The following is a 15,267-nucleotide window of genomic DNA, read 5'->3' on the forward strand; positions in this document are numbered from 1 at the left end:
TAACAGTGCGACCAAATTTTGGATTGCTGTTTAGGAAAAATATTTCTTGAACTTAGGACGGTGTAATACCTCCATCAGTTCAGCAAACAAATCTTCACTGAATAAAATGGCCACTCGGTTATCAATAATAGTTTGATTCAAACCTTGAAGAGTTTTTCCAATGAGAAAGCTAATTCAGATATTCGTATCAATCACAACCCGGATAGTTTCATCGCTTATGGTAATTAGCTTGCCGGACTGCTTCAACTTCTCGAGTAATGTCTTCTAGAGTTAATTCATCGGTTTTGACGGAATTGAGAAATTTGTTGAATCTGGTGGCAAAAGTATCCTTCTTTAAAAGTTCTAGTAATTCTAGTTTTTCTTCAAGATTACATTGGGCAATAATATTTTTCAGCTCAAGAAAGTCTAGTGATGATAATGATTTCATTTCTACTTTTCTCCGAGGGGCGGGTTATAACTCCCATTATTGTATTTCCAATAGTTCCCCAAGAATCTACTTAAAAAGCCCCCTGGCCCCAATTATGGAGGGATAAGTGTGAACTCATGGCGATCGCCGGAGCTTTAGTGGGGAAATTTAGGAGCAGATTAAAAATTTACAAGTCTACGTTAACAAGTCTGTCAACAGCCAAAGGGGCGATCGCCATTCCAGACCGATAAAATGTTAAGTTATATCACATTCAAGCAAAGTTCTTAGGAATTACTCCGTATGGTAGCAACGCCCGTTAAACAGAAATACGATATTAAAGATATTAGCCTCGCTCCCCAAGGTCGTCAGCGCATCGAATGGGCGGCCCGGGAAATGCCCGTTCTAAAGCAAATTCGGGAACGTTTTGCCCAGGAAAAACCCTTCGCTGGTATCCGTTTGGTGGCCTGCTGTCACGTTACCACCGAAACCGCTAACTTGGCGATCGCCCTCCATGCTGGGGGAGCCGATTCTTTATTGATTGCCAGTAATCCCCTCTCTACCCAAGATGACGTGGCTGCCTGTTTGGTCGCTGATTACGGTATTCCCGTTTACGCCATCAAAGGGGAAGACAACGAGACCTATCACCGCCATGTGCAAATTGCCCTGGATCACCGCCCCAACATCATCATTGACGACGGTAGCGACGTGGTAGCTACCCTAATTCAGGAACGGCAACACCAAATGGGTGACATCATTGGCACCACCGAAGAAACCACCACTGGTATTGTGCGTCTGCGAGCCATGTTCAACGATGGGGTACTCACCTTCCCCGCCATGAACGTTAACGATGCGGACACTAAGCATTTCTACGACAACCGTTATGGTACGGGGCAATCCACCCTGGACGGCATTATCCGCGCCACCAATATTCTCCTAGCCGGTAAAACCATTGTGGTAGCAGGCTATGGCTGGTGTGGTAAAGGGGTCGCCATGCGGGCCAAAGGTATGGGGGCTGACGTAATTGTCACCGAAATTAGTCCCGTACCGGCGATCGAAGCGGCCATGGATGGTTTCCGAGTCATGCCCATGGCCGAAGCCGCCCAACAGGGAGATATTTTCATCACCGTTACCGGCAACAAACACGTCATTCGTCCTGAGCATTTTGCTGTCATGAAAGATGGGGCGATCGTTTGTAACTCTGGCCACTTTGACATTGAAATTGACCTCAAATCCCTCAAGGAACAAGCCAAGGAAGTTAAAGAAGTTCGGAACTTCACGGAGCAATATATTCTCCCCAATGGCAAATCTATTATTGTGATTGGCGAAGGTCGTTTGGTTAACCTGGCCGCCGCTGAAGGTCACCCCAGTGCAGTGATGGACATGAGCTTTGCTAACCAGGCCCTGGCCTGTGAGCATTTGGTCAAAAACCAAGGTCAACTGGAGCCTGGCATGCACTCCATTCCCGTGGAAGTGGATCAAGAAATTGCCCGTTTGAAACTCCAAGCCATGGGCATTGCCATTGACAGCTTGACCCCCGAACAGGTGGAATACATCAATTCCTGGGCTTCCGGCACCTAGAACTGTTTACGGTTTACGGACTCACTTTGTACTTAAGAATCTTTCGATCTCCTGGATTTCAGGAGATTTTTTTTATCAATTTTGGGTAAGCCATGGGAGCATTTCCTCTATTGCTGCACCCAAAATTCCCAACTCTCCAATGTCAGGATTTACACATATCCTCTAGCAGGGGATGGGGATCGGCCAGGTAGCCAAACTAACCGGAGATTAACCGACGCAGATCCATAACATCACTCATATTTTTAATTTTGGCCATGATGCCCAACAGTTGTTGATAGTCTTTAATATCAATTTTGAGGCTAATGATCGCAGGCCTACCCAAATGGGTTTTAACATCGGCGTTGCGGACGTTAATGTGATTGTCGCTGAGGCGGGAAAGGATATCCTTCAGCACCCCTACCCGGTCAATGGCTTCAATGACAATATCCACCGGATAGGTTTGGTGATTATTGTTGTTGGGATTCCACCGCACTGGAATTAGGCGATCGCCGTCCATTTGTTCAAGATTATGGCAACCCTGGCGATGGATGGAAATACCCCGGGCTCCCCTGGTGACTACACCCATAATGGGTTCCCCTGGTAACGGATGGCAGCACCCAGCAATGTGATAAAGCAAGCCTTCAATGCCGGCGATCGGAGAATTATCTTTACCGGTGGCCGGGGGAGCAGTGGGATGGACTTGGGGGGAACTGGCGAGGGTAACTTCCTGGCTGGACTGGTTATTTTTAACGTTATTAACATTATTTTCCCGCAGACGGTTGACTACGGAATTGGAAGTAATTTCCCCGTAGCCCAAACCCGCCAATAAATCTTCCACATTTTGGTAATTACAGCGCTCTGCTGTTTTTTGCATCGGCTCCGATTTCAGCAGGGCTTCCAAACCAGTTTTGCCCAATTCTTTTTCCAACAATTCCCGGCCTCGGAGAATATTCTCATCCCGGCGAGAACGTTTAAACCATTGGCGGATACGGTGACGGGCACTGGGGGTAACAACAAAATTGAGCCAATCTAAACTGGGGTGGGAATTCTTTTGGGTGACAATTTCCACAATGTCGCCATTTTTTAGTCTGGTATCTACCCCTAACCATTGGCCATTAACCCGAGCCCCTTTCATATGGTGCCCTACCTCAGTGTGGATGCGATAGGCAAAATCCACCGGCGTTGCTCCCCGGGCCAGGGAAATTACTTCTCCCTTGGGGGTAAATACATAAACGTCATCGTCAAAGAGATTTTGTTTAAGATTTTCCACATACTCCTGGGCATCCTTGAGGTCACTCTGCCAGTCCAGCAGTTGCCGCAACCAAGTAAATTTTTCATCGGTAGAGCTCAGGGTCGCATTTTCAGATCCACCACTCTCCTTATATTTCCAGTGGGCCGCAATCCCGTACTCCGCCACATGGTGCATTTCTTCGGTGCGGATTTGGATTTCCAGAGGACGGCTAGTCAGTCCTAGAACCGTGGTGTGGAGAGATTGATAACGGTTGGGTTTGGGTAAACCGATGTAATCCTTAAAGCGCCCTGGAATGGGTTTAAAGACGTCGTGCACCACCGACAGAGCCCGGTAACATTCCCCCTTGCTTTCGACAATGATGCGGAGGGCGGCAATGTCATAAATTTCCTCAAAGGCTTTATTCTGGTTGGTCATTTTGTAATAAATGCCGTAGAGATGTTTGGGGCGGCCCTGGAGCTCAAAATTCTCAATGCCCTCATCCCGCAGGCGGAAGCGCAACATATCCTTAACGGTTTCCAGACGGGATTCCCGATCACCTCTTTTTTCTACCACCAGGGACTGAATTTTGCGGTAGGAATCCGGTTCTAGATATTTGAAGGAAAGATCTTCCAATTCCCACTTAAAGCGCCAAATTCCCAAACGGTTAGCTAAAGGAGCAAAAATATCCTTGGTTTCCCTCGCAATGCGCCGTTGTTTTTCGGCATTTAACGCATCTAAAGTCCGCATATTGTGCAGGCGATCGGCTAATTTGACCACAATCACCCTAATATCTTTGGCCATGGCCAAAAACATGCGCCGGAAATTTTCCGCTTGATGTTCCGTCGTACTAGAAAAATTAAATTTAGAAAGTTTAGTTACCCCCTCCACCAAACTCGCCGTTTCTTCCCCAAACAAAGCTTCAATTTGTTCAATGTTAATGTCCGTATCTTCCACCACATCATGCAAAAATCCCGCCGCAATCATTGCTTCATCCCCCCCAGGTCCCGCAGTAGCCCCGCCACCGCCACTGGATGGGCAATGTAGGGTTCCCCGGATTTACGCCGCTGTTGGGCATGGAGATCGTAGGCAAAACAGAAAGCTCGACAGATTAAACAATGGGGCGCTGTTGTTTCGTCCTGGCCCTGTTCCACCTCCCTTTGCCACTGCTGTAAACAATCCTCTAACCACTGGGGCAATTCGATATCGTGGATATCTTGGGGGCAAGTGGTCTGGATGGTGGGGGTGGGCAGTGCGGCGACGGCATTCATAGTTTTGGGGAGGGTGTTAGAGTAGCTTGCACTAACTAGGTATAAATAGGTATAAAACAGGGATAAACGACTAAAGGAGCCGATAATTGCCGATTAATAGGGAAATAGATAGTATCAGCCATTAAACTTTTCAAAATCCCGTATTTATCTTTTAACAGACATTCCTGTATCGGTGCAGGATTTAAGGATTAATGTTAATGGCTATTAGTGATTTTTTGCTCCTTATTGCGATGGAGATGTAAAAGCCGTACTCTCCCCAGAAGATATCCTAGGGAGTTTAACGATACAGTTCCGACAGATCTGAATTAATATCAGCAAGCCTTAACATTATTTTAACCTTGATCCGCCCAACGCCCGCCAAATCCCCCAGAGCAATGTCGTCTACGCTACCATCTGATTTACCCGATCGCCTTAGGGAATTACAGCAATTGCTGGAGCAGTGTCAGTTGACCATGGCCGACCCTGGGGCTGAGGTGGCAACGGTGGCCAAGCAAATTAACGAATTAGGGGATTTCCTGCGGGAGCATTTCCTCAGCGTCACAGCGGATGAATTTCCTGTCCAGGGATCGCAACCATGGTCATCAATACAAACGGAATTACAAAGAACCCTACGCCTACTCTCGACGGAATTAATCTTCTGGCGATCGGCCCGTTCCCCAGAGCGACGACAGCATTACCAACAGCGCTTATTGGGGCACTATCAACAGTTAATGGGTTTTAGTGGGGCAATGCAACAGTGGGCTGATGCTACCGATTAATCAATTAATTATTTCCTTCTGCAAACTTTGCTTTTCTGATTAAATATTTTTTGCTTTTTAGTTAAGGTTAACTAATAATTTTTCGGACTGCGACTCCTGGCAGGCTATGGAGCAAGGGGGATAAAAGACTGGAAACCTTGGTTTATTTAAGGGAAGACTGGGCATAGCTGACCAAACCAGCACCGATGTAGGAACTGTAATTGTCAATGGTGTTTTGGGTAGCAATACGATTGGGATTATTAAATAGTTCACCGATGCCCATGCTCAAGGTTAAAACGGTCACAGCGGCGATGGTGTAGTTGCGAATGGCGGTGGTGGTGTAGTTGGTGGAGGCGAACATGGTGTGGTGTTCCTTTGCTTTCAATAACTACAGCATAGGGAAATCTCCAGGGCATGTCAGTCCCCAAAAACCTGTAAAATCAAGGGTTTCAGCGTTTCCACTTCTCTCTTAAACATGGAAAAAAATAGAATTTTCTCCATCTCAGTCCCCTCCTATTCCTCTTTTGACCGCCCCGACTCGGCCACCGCTGTATGGAATTTCACCCGTTTTTTAGGAGCTGACCCGATCGCCATTGTCGTCCATTTCCAAAATCGGTAAACGCACCGTAAAACAGGATCCTTCCCCTTCTTTACTTTCCACTTTCACTTCTCCACCGTGGATATTGGCACAGCGTTGCACGATCGCCAGCCCTAGCCCGGTACCCGTTACCCCTTCCACATTGTCCGCCCGGAAAAAGGGATTAAATAATTCCGCCATGGCCTGGGGAGGAATGCCAATGCCTTGATCGGCGACCCGAAAGATCATGGTTTTATCTTTGGCAATGACGTCAAACAAAATTGGCGTGGGGGCAGGGGAATATTTAATGGCATTGCTGAGGAGATTACAGATAATGTGGCGCAATAAATGGGCATCCCATACCCCCTGCTGCAAATTGCCCTTGGTGTGGAAATGAATTGGCCTGGGTTGGCGCTGGGCACTGTTCACCAAACGCATTAAATCCTGGCAAAAGTAAAGTAAATCGAGAGCTTCAAATTGACAACTGAGCTGCCCATTTTCCGTTTTTCCCAGCAGTAAAACCTCCGATAACAATTCATCCAAATCCTTGATGGCGGTGCGGATCATGTTGAAATAATTATGTTGTTGCCCTTTACTCAGGCGATCGCCACTTTCTTCCAGGAGCCCCGCTGATAGCAGAATTGTATTGAGGGGATTACGGAAATCATGGGAGAGCATGGAAACAAACTCCGACTTGAGCTTATTGGCTGCTTTCGCCTCGGATAATTCCCTTTCTTGACGCTTGAGGTTGGCATTGAGGGTCTGGTTTTCCACCGCCAATTCCCGAGCTAGGCAATGACGTTGGATAGCATAGTGGACAGAACGCAGAAGCACGTCAAGGCTAACATCCCTTTTGACCAAATAGTCCTGGGCCCCCTGCCTCACTGCTTCTAAGGCCAAAGCTTCGTCCTGGTGGTGGGTGAGGACAATAACTGGTAATTGCTGTTGATGCTTTTGGAGCTTGGGTAGAGAATCCAACCCTTGGCTGTCTGGTAGGGTCAAATCCAGCAGAATAATGTCGAACTTGTCCCCCCGGTCTAAAATTGCCAAGGCATCCCCCAACCTTTGCACATGCTTAAACTCGAAGTTTTCCGTAGGGGAACCCTTAAGAATTTCTTGTAGTAGGCGGGCTTCCGCTGGGTTGTCTTCAATGAGCAGAATGCGTAGGCAGGGACTGATAACGGACATGGGAAATTGGGGGAGGAATAACCATTTGCTTGGGGTTCCGGGGGACAACCTCCACCGTATTCTACTAGCATCTTTCTAGGAGCGAGAATAATTCTTTTGTCCTTTCCCCAATCAATTTTGGGATTTTGCCATCTATTTAATGTACTTATAGTTGCCAGTGAAAACGATGACTAAGGGCTTTGTCTCCGGTGAAGAATTTGCCTGTTGGTATGCCACAGCCCGACAAATGGCGATCTCCAATGGCATTGAAGTGGGGGAACTGGATTGGTTATTGCAGGGGTGGACGGACTTAGACCGCTTAACCCTACGGTTGCAAGATTTTGGTCAACGGCAAGTTAGCCTCCGGGAACCTTGGGAAAATATCCAACAGGGCTGGCAGAAACGAGTGGAGGAGAAATACCCAGTGCAATACCTGTTGGGGCACACCCGATGGCGCAATTTTGACCTCAAAGTTACCGCTGATGTGCTAATTCCCCGTCCGGAAACAGAGTTAATTATTGATATAGTACAAAATCAAAGTTACCAGTGGGGGTTAAGGGACTCCCCCGACCATTGGGTGGATCTAGGTACCGGCAGTGGAGCCCTGGCCCTAGGTTTAGCTTCCCTCTTTCCCCACGCCCTAGTCCATGGAGTGGATTGCAGTGCCCCAGCGTTGGCGATCGCCAGGGAAAATGCCCAACGTCATCAACTTGGCGATCGGATTCAATTCCATCAAGGCTATTGGTGGGAACCTTTAGGACATCTCCAGGGCCAGGTGCAGGGTATGGTATCCAATCCTCCCTACATTCCCGAACGGGAACTACCCCAGTTACAGCCGGAAGTGATTAACCATGAACCCCTTTTAGCTTTAGACGGTGGCCCCGATGGTTTACAGGCGGTGGAGCAATTAATTCGGCGATCGCCAGCCCATTTAAAGCCCGGTGGTTTTTGGTTGGTGGAAATCATGGCCGGCCAAGCCCCCACCGTTGCTGAACTGTTAAGGAAGAATAGAACCTATCAAGATATCCGCATTCATCGGGATCTAGCCGGCATTGAACGCTTTGTTTCCGCCCTTACCCTAGGCTGAACTGGGGGGTTTTAGAAGTTTTGGGCAATTGGGAAAAACCTAGCGTCCGCCCACCGTAATGCCATCAACCTTAATGTGGGGCTGACCGACGGTGACATAAACACTGCCGCTGACGGAACCACAAAACCCCGCCGCCAAACCTAAATCCTGGGAAGACATGGAAATTTTATTCATAATTTCCGTGGCTGTGCCAATTAACGTTGCGCCTTTGAGGGGTTTAGTCAACTTACCGTTTTCCACCAGGTAAGCCTCAGAAACCGCAAAGTTAAATTCCCCCGTGGCTCCGACGCTACCGCCCCCCATTTGTTTACAGTAAATCCCCTTGTCGACGGAATTAAAAATGTCATCCACCGAATAATTGCCGGGGGCAATGTAGGTGTTACGCATGCGGGAAGCGGCTGCATAGGCATAGCTTTGCCGACGACCACTGCCGGTGCGGGGATGGCCGGTGCGAAGGGAACCGGTGCGATCGGCAATGAAGTTTTTCAAAATGCCGTTTTCAATTAACAGAGTACGCTGGGTGGGCATGCCTTCATCGTCCATATCAATGGTGCCAAAGGCCTTATCGGTCAGCCCTTCGTCCCAAGCAGTGAGATTTTCATGGGCAATTTTTTCCCCTTTTTTATCCAGGAAAGGAGTGGTTTTGTGCTCAATTTGGGTGGTTTCCAACAGGTGACCACAGGCTTCGTGGAAAATTACCCCCCCGAACTGGTTGGCCATAATGATGGGATAGTTGCCCGATTCCACGTAATCAGCGTAGAGCATTTTCCCGGCGGATTCAGCCACTTCCTGGGCCGCAGTTTCCGCATCCCAAGTGCGTAAATAGTCTGGGTTACTGGTGTCCCCGGAACGCTTACTCATGGAAGTGCGGTGTTCACCATCGGCACAAAAGAGGGAAAATCCCACGGATTGGGTGAGGCGGATATCCCTGGCAAAGGTACCGTCACTGGCCGCCACCAAAACCTCCTGCCAATCACGAAAATAGGCGGCCCGCCGTGATTGGGCATGGCTAGCATAGCGGTCTAATTTTTGGTTGGCCCCCAGCAAAATATCACTCATTTCCTGCATGGGGCTACAACGGTGTAACCATTGGTCTTTTTCCTTGGCTCCGGCATAGTCCCGTAACATTTCCAGGTTCAGTTCAGGCACAAAGGATTGGCCAGCCGGCAAGGTTAACCCCAAAATGGATAGGCCTTTTTCCAGGGCGGCGCGGAGGCCACTAAAGGAAAGGTCATTGGTGCTGACGTAGCAGTCTCCTTTGCCCTTATAAACCCGGACGCCACAACCGCTGGAAAGCTTGGGGGTGAGGCTAGTGATGGCATCATCTTCGGCTAGGCAACTGACGTAATTGACCTTTTCGAGGAAAAATTCGACAAAATCGGCTCCGGCGGCCCTGCCCAAACCCAGCAATGTGGATAGGGATTCCTGCCATCTACCATCGAGGCGATCGCCAGGGGTGGTGTAGTTGAGGCTGGGTAAATCCTGGGAGAGGAGCAGGGTGGGGGCCATAGTGATTTTTTCAGGAATGAGTGAAATATTTCTTAATGTATTCTAACCAATTTAACCTGGGCTTTTACATCTTTTTTATAAATTTTTATGGACTGATAATCCTAGGTACTTATTCGGATTTTGGAAAAATAAATAAGTTTTGAAATGGCTTGGTATTTTTCCAGCGATAGATACTAAAATCTCGATAATCAATCGAAAGAATACGACCATGACCAAGGTTTTCTGCCAAGATCACCAGAGATGCATCGGCAAGATCCATTGGCAAGTCACGATATTTTGTCATAAGTTGCTCAATGCGGGGGCAATGACTGGGTTTGATGTCAAATATATTGAGTTTTCCTGTGCCAATTTTTCTAATAAATGCCTGCGGTGCATTAATTCCAACCCGATTTTGTAGTAGATAGCAAGTTTCAGTAACAACACACCAAGTCGTTATAAATTGCTCTTCTTGTAAAGAGTAAAACACATTCACTGCCGGGATATGAACCTCATCATTTTTATTAGCTAAGGCAAGCCAAAAGCCAGTATCAACAATGATCATGTTTTTTTTCTAATTCACAGTTCAAATAAGTTTTATATTTTCTAGAAAGATCGGGTTCTGCATCTATGCAACCAATAAAATCTGACCAGTCTGTTGAATAAACTGATGTGTTTGCAACATGATTTTCCTTGAGGCTTTCGATTAAATCAAAAACAATTTCCTGAGCTTCAGGAGAAAGCTCTGCCAGATCCTGTTGAATGGTGTCGAGATTCATTGGCTAATTTTGACTAAAAAGCTAGCTGTGGCAATAAAACCAGGTTTGTTCTCTTTTCACACATTTTAGCCATTCTGGTGGGGCGCTGGGGCCGGGCTCTGGGGTTGGGCTTCGGGGAGAGGCTCCGATGGGGGGGATTTAGGGGCCAAAAGTTGCCCACTGATGGTTTTCACCACAATGTATAAAACCGGCACCACAAACAAGCTCAGGAAGGTGGCCACCAACATCCCGCCAAACACCGCTGTGCCCAACGCTTGCCGACTACCGGCCCCCGCTCCAGTGGCGATCGCCAGGGGGAAAATACCAAACAAGGTGGAAAAGCCAGTCATCAAAATGGGACGGAGACGATCCTGGGCCGCTTCTAGGGCCGCTTTAACAATGGAGTAGCCCTGTTCCCTGAGTTGGTTGGCAAATTCCACAATCAGGATGGCGTTTTTACTGGCCAGGCCAATGAGCATTACCAAACCAATTTGACAGTACACATCGTTGGGAAAACCGCGCAAACTCTGGGCCATCAACGCCCCCAGAATGGCTAGGGGCACACTCAAAAGAATGATTACTGGGTCAACATAATTTTCGTATTGGGCGGCCAACACCAGGAAAACAAACAATAAACCCAAGCCGAAAATGATCGGTGCCTGCCCCTGGGAAGTAACCTCCTCCAAGGAAATGCCCGACCACTGGAAATCAAACCCCGGTGGCATCACTTGACGGGCGATCGCCGCCATGGCATTCATCGCTTGCCCCGTACTTACCCCCTGGTTAGCCGACCCCGTAATGGCAATGGAACGGAATAGGTTGTAATGGGTGATGATCGGTGCCCCCACCCCTTGGGTAACCTTGACCAGATTGGCCATGGGAATCATGGTGCCGGATTCACTACGCACATAGAGTCGGTTAATATCCTCTGGGCTACTGCGGAACTGTTCGTCAGCCTGGAGGTAAACCCGATAGGTGCGGCCCTGCAAAACAAAATCGTTCACATAGCTAGAGCCCAAGGCCGTTTCCATGGTCTGGAAAATTTGATCCACGGGAACCCCCAAGCTTTTGGCCCGATTGCGATCCACATCCACAATCAATTGGGGACTATTGGCTTGGAAAGTGCTGAACACCCGCTGTAAATCTGGGCTTTGGTTCGCGGCCCCCAAAATCTGTCCCATGGTGCCCACCATGGTATCCAATTCACTGTTAACCCGTAGATCCTGTAGCTGGAAATCAAAGCCACCAAACTGCCCTAGTCCCCGGATGGGGGGTGGATTAAGGGGAAAAATGTTGGCTTCGGGAATTTGGGAAAACTTACCAAACATTTGGCCGATGATAGCCTGCACCGACTGATTGGGGGCTGGGCGCTCACCCCAGGGTTTGAGGCGGGAGAAAATGATGCCCTGGTTGGGGCTATTACCACTAAAGCTAAATCCCCCACCGCAAAAGTTGCCGTTATCTCTGGCACTGCCAATAGCTCCTTTTCCACCTGGGCCATGACTCGACTGGTGTATTGCAAAGACACCCCCTGGGGAGCCTGAATGATGGTGATGAAATAGCCCTGGTCTTCGTCCGGTAAAAAAGCGGTGGGCACTGTTAAGTAAAACCAGGCCGTGGCCCCCAGTAGGAGCACAAAAACCCCCACTACCATGGCCTTAAACTTAACTAACCTCTGCAGAGCGCCGCCATAGAGTTGACGTACCCGCTCCAGCCGCCGGTTAAACCAATTAAAAAACCAGGCGATCGCCGCTGGAGGTTCCTGGCCTTCCCGCAACAGTAGGGCACAGAGGGAAGGGGTAAGGGTGAGGGCCAAAAAAGTGGACAGGAGAATCGAAAAGGCAATGGTGAGAGCAAATTGTTGGTATAAAGCCCCTGTGGTCCCCGGAAAAAACGCCACCGGAATAAATACCGCCATCAACACCAAGGAAGTGGCAATTACTGCCCCCGTCAATTCCCCCATGGCCTCCTGGGCCGCCTGTCGGGGGTCTTCGTGCTTCACCTTAATAAAACGGCTAATCTGCTCCACCACAATGATGGCATCGTCCACCACCATCCCCGTGGCCAAAGTTAAGCCAAACAAAGTCAGACTATTGATGGAAAAGTCAAACAGTTTAACAAAACCAAAGGTGCCAATGAGCGCCAGGGGAATGGTCAAAGCGGGAATTAAAGCCGATCGCCAGTCCTGGAGAAAAACCAGAATGACCAAAATTACCAGGGCCACCGCAATTAAGAGGGTTTTTACCACCTCAAACAGGGACTCCTGGACAAATTCAGTGGTGTCAAAGGCCACGTTGTACTCAATGCCTTCGGGAAAATTTTCCGCCAGCCGGGCCATTTCGTCTTTAACCAAGCGGGCAACTTCCAGGGCATTACTATCCAATAGTTGGTAAATACCTAGCCCCACCGCTTCCTGGCCCCGAAAGCGCAAAAAGCTATTGTAATTCTCCGCCCCCAGTTCCACCCGGCCAATGTCCTTAAACCTAACCACAGAGCCACTGGGGCCCGATTTAACAATTAAATTTTCAAAGTCCCCCAAATCAGCCAACTGACTGCTAGCCCGTAAATCAAGTTGGTATTCCTGCCCGGGCGGCGCCGGTTCCGCCCCAATTTGCCCAGCCCCCACCTGGAGGTTTTGTTCCCTCAGGGCTTGGCTTAGATCCTCCATGGTCAACTGTTGGGCCGCTAGTTTCATCGGATCGACCCAAAGACGCATGGCATAGAGCCGTTCCCCGAAAATCCGCACATTCCCCACCCCAGTGATCCGACGGAGAGGATCCACCAGGTAGCGGTCGGCGTAGTTGCTCAAGAAAACGTTGTCATACTGACCATTGGGGCTAGTGATGCCAATGCCCAGCAAGAGCGCATTCGATTCTTTGTTAACCCTCACCCCTGTGCGATTGACTGATTCTGGCAACTGAGGGGAAGCGAGGGCCACCCGATTCTGTACGTCAACGGCGGCAATATCTTTATTCTGACTGCGGTCAAAGGTGACAGTGATGCTGCTGGTGCCATCGTTACTACTGGTGGAGCTGATGTAGCGCATGCCTTCCACCCCATTGATTTGCCGCTCCAAAATGTCGGTAACGGCCCTCTCCACCACCTCCGCATTGGCGCCGCTGTAGTTGGAAGTCACCTGAATGGCTGTGGGGGCAATTTCGGGAAACTGGGCCACGGGGAGATTGACCAAGCTGATCATTCCCACCAAGAGGATGATAATGGCGCAAACGCTGGCAAAAACGGGGCGTTTAATGAAAAAATCGACAAACATGGTAGGCACAAAGGCGGTTCAGCGGCGAAGACTGGCTTTCAACCCGGCCGTCGTTGCCATATTGTTACATATCTTTAACAATGCCCTAACCCTACTTTGGGTTGATCTTTCGGTTGCCCAGAAGCTTAATTTGGGCTGGAGGGATTAGTAGAACAACTGTGGTGATCTCAATTTTCCTCAATGGAAAAATTTGCCTCAACGGATCGTTGGGGAATGGGAAAAAATAGTATCACTTACTAGAGCGTAGAAGAAATTACAGCACAGTAGCCTTGATGACTTCCCCCGTGACCGCATCACTCATGATCACCTGCCCGATCGCCGTGGGGAGAATAAAGCGAACTTTACCAGCTTTGACCTTTTTGTCGTGCAGTAAACTAGCCAGCAAATCTTCCACCGCCAGGGATGGGGGTATCTCCGTGGGTAATTTAGTTTTGAGCAATAGTTGCCGTTGGCGATCGCCGAGGTCTTGGTCGCACAGTTCCAGGTAATGGGCAATTTTGGCCGCCGCTTCCATGCCAATGGCCACCGCTTCCCCATGGTTAATCACTCCGTAACCCGTTAAACTTTCTACCCCATGGCCGACGGTATGGCCGTAGTTGAGGATGGCCCGTAGCCCTGCTTCCTTCTCATCTTGGCTGACCACATCCACTTTTGCCTGGCAAGAGCGTTGGATAATTTGGGTTAGCAATGCCGGGGCCAGGTGATCGATGCTCGATAAATCGTTTGCTTCTTCTAAGGCTGTAAATAATTCTGGGTCCCAAATCACGCCGTATTTAATCACTTCCGCCATACCCGCTCGAAATTCCCGTTCCGGCAGGGTTTTTAACACGGTGGGGTCAATGTACACCAAGCGGGGCTGGTAAAAAGCCCCAATTAAATTTTTCCCCTGGGGATGGTTCACCCCCGTTTTACCGCCAATGGAAGCATCCACCATGGCCAGCAAAGAAGTGGGTACCTGGACAAAATTAATACCCCGGAGCCATGTAGCCGCCCCAAACCCGGTCATGTCACCAATGACGCCGCCCCCCAGGGCCAGCAGGGTGGAATTGCGTTCCAAATTGGCTTGGAAAGCGACATCGTAAAGCTCATTAATGGAAGCCAGGGTTTTGTGGGTTTCCCCGGCGGGAATTAAATGCTGAAAAACCTCATAGCCCGCCCTTTGTAAAGCTTGAATGACAACTTCACCGTAGTGGTCATAAATTTCCGGGTTGGATACCACCATAATTTTTTGGCCCAAACCGAGGGGAGCCAAGTGGCTCGCAATTTCCGCCAATCCTCCCGGCGCAATCTGTACTTGATAAGGGGACTGGGGCAGGGGAACGGGGATGGTGGTGGCCATAAGTTGCTGGTTCAATCGGTGGCGCTGGATCGTACAATAGCAAACAATTACAACGTTTTTATCAAAGCGAGGAACAAAATTATGGCCGCTGGTGTTGGCATTTTCATTGGTTATATTGCTGTTTTTACCGGGGTCGCCCTTGGTCTCCTCTACGGCCTGCGGTTTGTCAAGCTGATCTAATCCATCTTCAAGTTAACTGAGAGAGTGTTTTACAAGCCCCCCGCCCCCCAACTGGGGGGGAAACTAGGGAAAAGTCCCCCAGCATTGCAGTCGCGTTAGTGGGTTGGTTTAGGGGGCAAAAATTGGTCAACTAGCAACGTTAATTAATCGCTAGGGCCAGGCTTTTACTCTAAAAATTTTAAAAAAACTACATTAAGCAAAATA

The 15,267-nt window shown here is 49.0% G+C and carries 12 protein-coding genes and 2 pseudogenes; 4 read left to right on the forward strand and 10 right to left on the reverse strand.

Going from position 1 to position 15,267, the window contains the following annotated elements:
• Window positions 1-30: 30 nt before the first annotated feature.
• On the reverse strand, window positions 31-174 hold the full coding sequence (locus IQE94_RS09960) for a putative toxin-antitoxin system toxin component, PIN family (protein ID WP_223343218.1): 144 nt from the start codon (window positions 172-174) through the stop codon (window positions 31-33).
• A 34-nt stretch (window positions 175-208) separates the two neighbouring features.
• Window positions 209-427: a type II toxin-antitoxin system VapB15 family antitoxin gene (gene vap15 / locus IQE94_RS09965; protein ID WP_223341833.1), complete on the reverse strand. Its 219-nt coding sequence runs from the start codon at window positions 425-427 to the stop codon at window positions 209-211.
• Between the two features lie 279 nt (window positions 428-706).
• Here vap15 and ahcY point away from each other — a divergent pair, with 279 nt between their 5' ends.
• Complete coding sequence (gene ahcY, locus IQE94_RS09970) at window positions 707-1,984, forward strand: adenosylhomocysteinase (protein WP_212717913.1); 1,278 nt, start codon at window positions 707-709, stop codon at window positions 1,982-1,984.
• Between the two features lie 196 nt (window positions 1,985-2,180).
• On the opposite strand, the pseudogene IQE94_RS09975 reads toward ahcY, so the two are convergent.
• Window positions 2,181-4,462: pseudogene (locus IQE94_RS09975) on the reverse strand (bifunctional (p)ppGpp synthetase/guanosine-3',5'-bis(diphosphate) 3'-pyrophosphohydrolase).
• Window positions 4,463-4,836: 374 nt separating this feature from the next.
• On the opposite strand from IQE94_RS09975, the gene patD reads away from it, so the two are divergent.
• Window positions 4,837-5,220 carry a heterocyst frequency control protein PatD gene (patD, locus tag IQE94_RS09980; protein ID WP_212717917.1) on the forward strand — a complete coding sequence of 128 codons (384 nt, stop codon included), beginning with the start codon at window positions 4,837-4,839 and terminating at the stop codon, window positions 5,218-5,220.
• Between the two features lie 142 nt (window positions 5,221-5,362).
• On the opposite strand, the gene IQE94_RS09985 is transcribed toward patD, so the two are convergent.
• Together IQE94_RS09985 and IQE94_RS09990 are read right to left on the reverse strand one after the other, a co-directional pair.
• Window positions 5,363-5,560 (reverse strand): hypothetical protein, encoded by a 198-nt coding sequence (locus IQE94_RS09985; protein WP_212717919.1) that lies wholly within the window; start codon window positions 5,558-5,560, stop codon window positions 5,363-5,365.
• A gap of 210 nt (window positions 5,561-5,770) precedes the next feature.
• Window positions 5,771-6,964 carry a hybrid sensor histidine kinase/response regulator gene (locus IQE94_RS09990; RefSeq protein ID WP_212717921.1) on the reverse strand — a complete coding sequence of 398 codons (1,194 nt, stop codon included), beginning with the start codon at window positions 6,962-6,964 and terminating at the stop codon, window positions 5,771-5,773.
• Window positions 6,965-7,130: 166 nt separating this feature from the next.
• Here IQE94_RS09990 and prmC point away from each other — a divergent pair, with 166 nt between their 5' ends.
• The gene (prmC, locus tag IQE94_RS09995; RefSeq protein WP_212717923.1) at window positions 7,131-8,030 is read left to right on the forward strand and encodes a peptide chain release factor N(5)-glutamine methyltransferase; all 900 of its coding nucleotides are present in this window, start codon (window positions 7,131-7,133) and stop codon (window positions 8,028-8,030) included.
• 39 nt (window positions 8,031-8,069) lie between these two features.
• On the opposite strand, the gene IQE94_RS10000 is transcribed toward prmC, so the two are convergent.
• The 5 genes and pseudogenes from IQE94_RS10000 to aroB all read right to left on the reverse strand — a co-directional run bounded on the left by IQE94_RS10000 (window position 8,070) and on the right by aroB (window position 14,883).
• Window positions 8,070-9,539, reverse strand: coding sequence for a TldD/PmbA family protein (locus tag IQE94_RS10000; RefSeq protein ID WP_212717925.1), 1,470 nt, complete (start codon window positions 9,537-9,539; stop codon window positions 8,070-8,072).
• Between the two features lie 109 nt (window positions 9,540-9,648).
• Window positions 9,649-10,080 carry a type II toxin-antitoxin system VapC family toxin gene (locus IQE94_RS10005; RefSeq protein ID WP_212717927.1) on the reverse strand — a complete coding sequence of 144 codons (432 nt, stop codon included), beginning with the start codon at window positions 10,078-10,080 and terminating at the stop codon, window positions 9,649-9,651.
• Complete coding sequence (locus IQE94_RS10010; RefSeq protein WP_212717929.1) at window positions 10,067-10,294, reverse strand: hypothetical protein; 228 nt, start codon at window positions 10,292-10,294, stop codon at window positions 10,067-10,069. Before IQE94_RS10010 ends, IQE94_RS10005 begins: the two co-directional genes overlap by 14 nt.
• A 65-nt stretch (window positions 10,295-10,359) precedes the next feature.
• Window positions 10,360-13,544: pseudogene (locus IQE94_RS18875) on the reverse strand (efflux RND transporter permease subunit).
• A gap of 253 nt (window positions 13,545-13,797) precedes the next feature.
• Entirely contained in the window at window positions 13,798-14,883 is a 1,086-nt protein-coding gene (gene aroB / locus IQE94_RS10020) for a 3-dehydroquinate synthase (protein WP_223341834.1), read from the reverse strand.
• 81 nt (window positions 14,884-14,964) lie between these two features.
• Between aroB and IQE94_RS10025 the strand changes: the two genes are divergently transcribed.
• Complete coding sequence (locus IQE94_RS10025) at window positions 14,965-15,063, forward strand: cytochrome B6 (RefSeq protein ID WP_190599803.1); 99 nt, start codon at window positions 14,965-14,967, stop codon at window positions 15,061-15,063.
• The last annotated feature ends 204 nt before the right edge of the window (window positions 15,064-15,267 follow it).

Origin of the sequence: Synechocystis sp. PCC 7339, assembly GCF_019924095.1 — a bacterium.
In the GTDB taxonomy this organism is placed as follows: Bacteria; Cyanobacteriota; Cyanobacteriia; order Cyanobacteriales; family Microcystaceae; genus Synechocystis.

What these genes read in the sequence shown, in the direction of transcription:
- aroB (WP_223341834.1), bottom strand. Translation starts at nt 14,883, where the DNA reads ATGGCCACCACCATCCCCGTTCCCCTGCCCCAGTCCCCTTATCAAGTA.
- IQE94_RS10025 (WP_190599803.1), top strand. Translation starts at nt 14,965, where the DNA reads ATGGCCGCTGGTGTTGGCATTTTCATTGGTTATATTGCTGTTTTTACC.
- vap15 (WP_223341833.1), bottom strand. Translation starts at nt 427, where the DNA reads ATGAAATCATTATCATCACTAGACTTTCTTGAGCTGAAAAATATTATT.
- IQE94_RS10000 (WP_212717925.1), bottom strand. Translation starts at nt 9,539, where the DNA reads ATGGCCCCCACCCTGCTCCTCTCCCAGGATTTACCCAGCCTCAACTAC.
- ahcY (WP_212717913.1), top strand. Translation starts at nt 707, where the DNA reads ATGGTAGCAACGCCCGTTAAACAGAAATACGATATTAAAGATATTAGC.
- IQE94_RS09990 (WP_212717921.1), bottom strand. Translation starts at nt 6,964, where the DNA reads ATGTCCGTTATCAGTCCCTGCCTACGCATTCTGCTCATTGAAGACAAC.
- patD (WP_212717917.1), top strand. Translation starts at nt 4,837, where the DNA reads ATGTCGTCTACGCTACCATCTGATTTACCCGATCGCCTTAGGGAATTA.
- IQE94_RS10010 (WP_212717929.1), bottom strand. Translation starts at nt 10,294, where the DNA reads ATGAATCTCGACACCATTCAACAGGATCTGGCAGAGCTTTCTCCTGAA.
- prmC (WP_212717923.1), top strand. Translation starts at nt 7,131, where the DNA reads ATGACTAAGGGCTTTGTCTCCGGTGAAGAATTTGCCTGTTGGTATGCC.
- IQE94_RS10005 (WP_212717927.1), bottom strand. Translation starts at nt 10,080, where the DNA reads ATGATCATTGTTGATACTGGCTTTTGGCTTGCCTTAGCTAATAAAAAT.
- IQE94_RS09985 (WP_212717919.1), bottom strand. Translation starts at nt 5,560, where the DNA reads ATGTTCGCCTCCACCAACTACACCACCACCGCCATTCGCAACTACACC.